This is a genomic window from Kitasatospora sp. NPDC059747 (assembly GCF_042732955.1).
Lineage (GTDB): Bacteria > Actinomycetota > Actinomycetes > Streptomycetales > Streptomycetaceae > Kitasatospora.
Genome location: NZ_JBHWGV010000145.1, coordinates 16,369 through 20,560 on the forward strand (window position 1 = coordinate 16,369; position 4,192 = coordinate 20,560).

Below are 4,192 nucleotides of genomic sequence, written 5' to 3' on the forward strand. Positions count from 1 at the left end.
CGCGCCCGCCCCCCCCCCCCTCGCTCTCCCCCCTCCGCCCCCTCGCCGCCCCCCCCGCTGTTGTTGTGGGGGGGGGGTGTCGGCGCCCCCCCCCCCCCCCCCCCACTCCGCCATCATCCGATCCGCCGTCAGCAGCGCCGAGTTGCCGTGATGACGGTGGCGTCCAGGTCCTCGTGGTGGGAGGCGGTGGCGCGCAGCCCGGCGTCCCTGGCGATGGCGAGGGCGGCCGGGGTCTGGCGTTCGCTGGTCTCGAAGAGGAGCGAGCCGCCGGGGGCGAGCCACTGCGGGGCGTCGGCGGCGACGCGGCGCAGCACGTCGAGGCCGTCGGCGCCGCCGTCGAGGGCGGGGAGGGCTTCGTGGAGGCGGGCCTCGGGCGGCAGGAGGCCGATGTCGGCGGTGGGGACGTACGGGACGTTGGCGAGCAGGATGTCGACGCGGCCGCGCAGGCCGGCGGGCAGGGCGGCGAAGAGGTCGCCCTGGTGGACGTGCCCGCCGTACGGGGCGAGGTTGCGCCGGGCGCAGCGGACGGCGGCCGGGTCGACGTCGGCGGCGTGGAGCTCGACTCCGCCCCGGGTGGTGGCCGCGAGTCCGGCGCCGAGGGCCCCGCTGCCGCAGCACAGGTCGACGACGACGGCGTCGGGGCCGGTGAGCGCGGTGGCCGTGGCGACGAGGTGCTCGCTGCGGCGGCGGGGCACGAAGACGCCGGGGTCGACGGCGATCCGCAGGCCCGCGAACTCGGCCCAGCCGACGACGTGTTCCAGCGGACGCCCTTCGGCCCGGGCCCGCACCATCGTGGCGAGCTCGGCCGGAGTGGCGGCGGCGCTGAGGAGGATCCGCGCCTCGTCCTCCGCGAAGACGCAGCCTGCGGTGCGCAGGCGCGAGACCACGGAGGAGCGGAGGGCTGCGGAAGGGAAGACCGACAAGGAGAACCTCTTGAGGGAATCGAGAAAAGCTGAACGACTCCGTCAGGGCCCCGTCGGGGCTGTCGCCGTGGGACGGGACGCGCCCGCGCCTTATGCGCGCGACGCGCCGTCTCTGCGACCGGACCCGGGGAGCACCCGCTCGGACGTACCGGTAATGGGTCTCACCTCCCTGGATCGCGGTCCTGTTCGACGTCGGTCACCCTACCGCACCTCTGCGTAACCGGGGTCCGGTTCGGTCACTCCAGGAACTCGGCGACCACGGCCGCGAACTCCTCCGGCGTGAGGATCCGGATGCCGAGCTCCTCGGCCTTCGCGCGCTTGGAGCGGGCCTTGTCGCCCGCGACGACGAGCGTGGTGCGCTTGGACACCGAGCCCGAGGCCTTGCCGCCGGCGCGCTCGATGAGCTCGTTCATCGCGTTGCGGGAGAGGTCGGCGAGGGCGCCGGTCATCGCGCCGGTGACGACGACGGCCTCGCCGGCGAGCGGGCCCGCCGGGGCCTCGCCCCCGCCGGTGGCGGCGGCCGGCGCCGTCGGCTCGGTGACCTCCAGGCCCACGCCCTGGGCCGTGAGCTTGTCCAGCAGCGGTGCGACGTCGGCGAGTTCGGCCACGATGACGGCGGCCTTCTCCACCCCGATGCCGTCCACGCCCGCGAGCGCCTCCGCGTCCGCGGCCCGGATCGCGGCCATGCTGCCGAAGTGCGCGGCCAGGCGGCGGGACATCGTGCGGCCGGTGCCACGGATGCCGAGCGCGCAGAACACCCGGTTGAGCGGGCGGACGCGCGCCGTCTCCAGGGCGGCGAGCAGGTTGTCGGCGCTCGTCTCGCCCATCCGGTCGAGCGTGAGCAGCTGCTCCTTCGTGAGGGTGAACAGATCGGCGATGTCGTTGACGAGGCCGCTCTCCACCAACTGCACGGCACGCGTGCCGCCGAGGCCCTCGATGTCGAGCTGGTCGCGCCCGGCCGCGTAGATCACCGAGGCCACGGCCTGGCAGCCCCTGCCCCGCACGCAGCGCCAGCGCTGCTCGGACGTGTCGATCGCGTCGCCGCAGCGCGGGCACACCTCGGGGAACGCGATCGGCTGCTCGGCGCCGGTGCGCTCGTCCACCAGCGGCGCCGCCACGCGCGGGATCACGTCCCCCGCGCGGTAGACGAACACCTGGTCGCCGAGCATCAGGCCGCGGCGCTCGATGTCCGCCGGGTTGTGCAGCGTCGCGTACGTGACCGTGACACCGTCGATCACGACCGGTTCGAGGACGGCGCGCGGCGCGATGATCCCGGTGCGACCGACGTTCCACTCCACCGCGAGCAGCCGGGTGACCTTGTGCTGCGCCTGGAGCTTGCGGGCCACCGCCCAGCGCGGCGCGCGCGAGCCCGAACCGGCCTCCTCCTGGTCCGCCACCGCGTCCGCCTTCACCACGACGCCGTCGATGCCGAACGGCAGCGCGGCGCGCAGGGCGGCGATCTCGTCGATGCGCTGCTGCGCCTCGGCCAGGCTCGCGCAGCGGCGGGGCGCGGCGTCCGTGGTGGCGGCGGTGTTCGCGCCGAGCTCGGCGAGCCGGGCGAGGAGGGCGGCGTGGTCGAGGCCGGGCAGGCCGAGGGCGTCGTAGGCGAAGAACGTCAGCTCGACGCGGTACGGACGGTCCTTGGCACGCAGGGTGCCGGCGGCGCCGCTGCGCGGGTGGGCGAAGGGCGTGGCGCCGTGCTCGGTGCGGACGGCGTTGGCCTGCTCGAACTGCTCGTGGGTGAGCAGGACTTCACCGCGCAGCTCGACGTCCAGCGGCTCGGCGAGCCGGGCCGGCAGGCCGAGGACGGCGTCGGCGGCGTGCGTGATGTCCTCGCCCGCGAGACCGTCGCCCCGGGTGAGCACCTGGGCGAGCCGCCCGGCCCGGTACCGGGCGGCCACGGCGAGGCCGTCCAGCTTCGGCTCGACGCACCAGGCGGCGACGGGCCGGCCCAGACGGCGTTCCAGACCGGCCGCCCAGGACTCCAGCTCCTCGGCCGAGAACACGTTGTCCAGCGAGAGCATCGGCACGCTGTGCGGCACGTCCCCGACCGCCGCCCCGCCCGCGACCTTCCCGGTCGGCGTCTCGGGCAGCACCTCGTCGGGGTGCGCCAGCTCGTACGCCTCGATCGCGCGGACGAGCGCGTCGTACTCGTCGTCCCCGAGCGGCGTGCCGCCGTCGGCGTAGTACGCGGCGGCGGCCCGCACGGCGGTGGCGACGGCGTCGGTGTACGCGTCCGTCGAGGTCAGGGCGACAGGGGAGGCCGTGGAGGCGATGTCCTTCATGACGCCATCATGGCGAGTGGCACTGACATTCGACCCGCCGAGACCGAGCCCGACCGCCTCGACGGCGGGCCCCGGGCCCGCGCGAAAAACGCTTTGGTGGACCGCGGCGGCCGCTGCTAACCTGCCGGAGGCCGTGCGAGAGAACGAGGAGGTGGTACCCGTGAACGCAGATTCGACATGGGTGCTCTCCTCCGGGGTCACGGTCGGACGATAGGTCGTCCGGGAGCGCCGTTCCAGTGCACTCCCGAAAGGCACGACCATGCAGTTCACCTCCGAGCAGCGCCTCGACAACGGCGTCCTCGAACGCGAATTCACCCTCGGCCAGATCCCCGGCACCCTGTGGACGCCCGGATCCGCGCCAGCTCCGCTGATCCTCATGGCCCACAACAACGGCCTGCCCAAGAACGAGCCCCGGCTCGTGGCCCGGGCCCGGTACTCCGCTTCGCAGGGCTACGCGGTGGCCACCATCGACGCGGCCGGGTGCGGTGGCCGCCCCCGTTCCGCCGCCGACGACCGGGCCCGCGCCGACCTCCGCCGGGCGATGCAGGCCGGCGAGCCGGTCGACGGGATCTTCGAGTCCTTCATCGGCCCGCTGGTCGAGAACGCGGTCCCGGAGTGGCGGGCCACCCTGGACGCCCTCCTGTCCCTGCCCGGGATCGACGGACCGGTCGGCTACTCGGGCTGGACCGCCGTCGGCATCCGGCTCGCGGTGACCGAGCCCCGCATCGCCGCCGCCGGCTTCTTCGCCGGGGGCTACGTGCCCCTGGCCCAGCGCGAGGAGGCGCGGCGGATCACCATCCCACTGCTGTTCCTGCTCCAGTGGGACGACGAAGGGAACCCCCGCCAGCGGGCTCTGGACCTGTTCGACGCCTTCGGCAGCACCGAGAAGACGATGCACGCCAACATGGGCGGGCACGTCGGCACCCCGCGGTTCGAGCTGGAGAACGGGAGCCGGTTCTACGACCGGCACCTGAAGTAGAACCG

The 4,192-nt window shown here is 74.5% G+C and carries 3 protein-coding genes; 1 reads left to right on the forward strand and 2 read right to left on the reverse strand.

Annotated features, from left to right (window positions below):
* Positions 1–128 precede the first annotated feature (128 nt).
* Positions 129–923 carry a putative protein N(5)-glutamine methyltransferase gene (locus ACFV4G_RS38170; protein ID WP_380447249.1) on the reverse strand — a complete coding sequence of 265 codons (795 nt, stop codon included), beginning with the start codon at positions 921–923 and terminating at the stop codon, positions 129–131.
* 236 nt (positions 924–1,159) lie between these two features.
* Positions 1,160–3,208, reverse strand: coding sequence for an NAD-dependent DNA ligase LigA (gene ligA / locus ACFV4G_RS38175; protein WP_380447251.1), 2,049 nt, complete (start codon positions 3,206–3,208; stop codon positions 1,160–1,162).
* Between the two features lie 259 nt (positions 3,209–3,467).
* Here ligA and ACFV4G_RS38180 point away from each other — a divergent pair, with 259 nt between their 5' ends.
* Positions 3,468–4,187 carry a dienelactone hydrolase family protein gene (locus ACFV4G_RS38180; RefSeq protein ID WP_380447253.1) on the forward strand — a complete coding sequence of 240 codons (720 nt, stop codon included), beginning with the start codon at positions 3,468–3,470 and terminating at the stop codon, positions 4,185–4,187.
* The last annotated feature ends 5 nt before the right edge of the window (positions 4,188–4,192 follow it).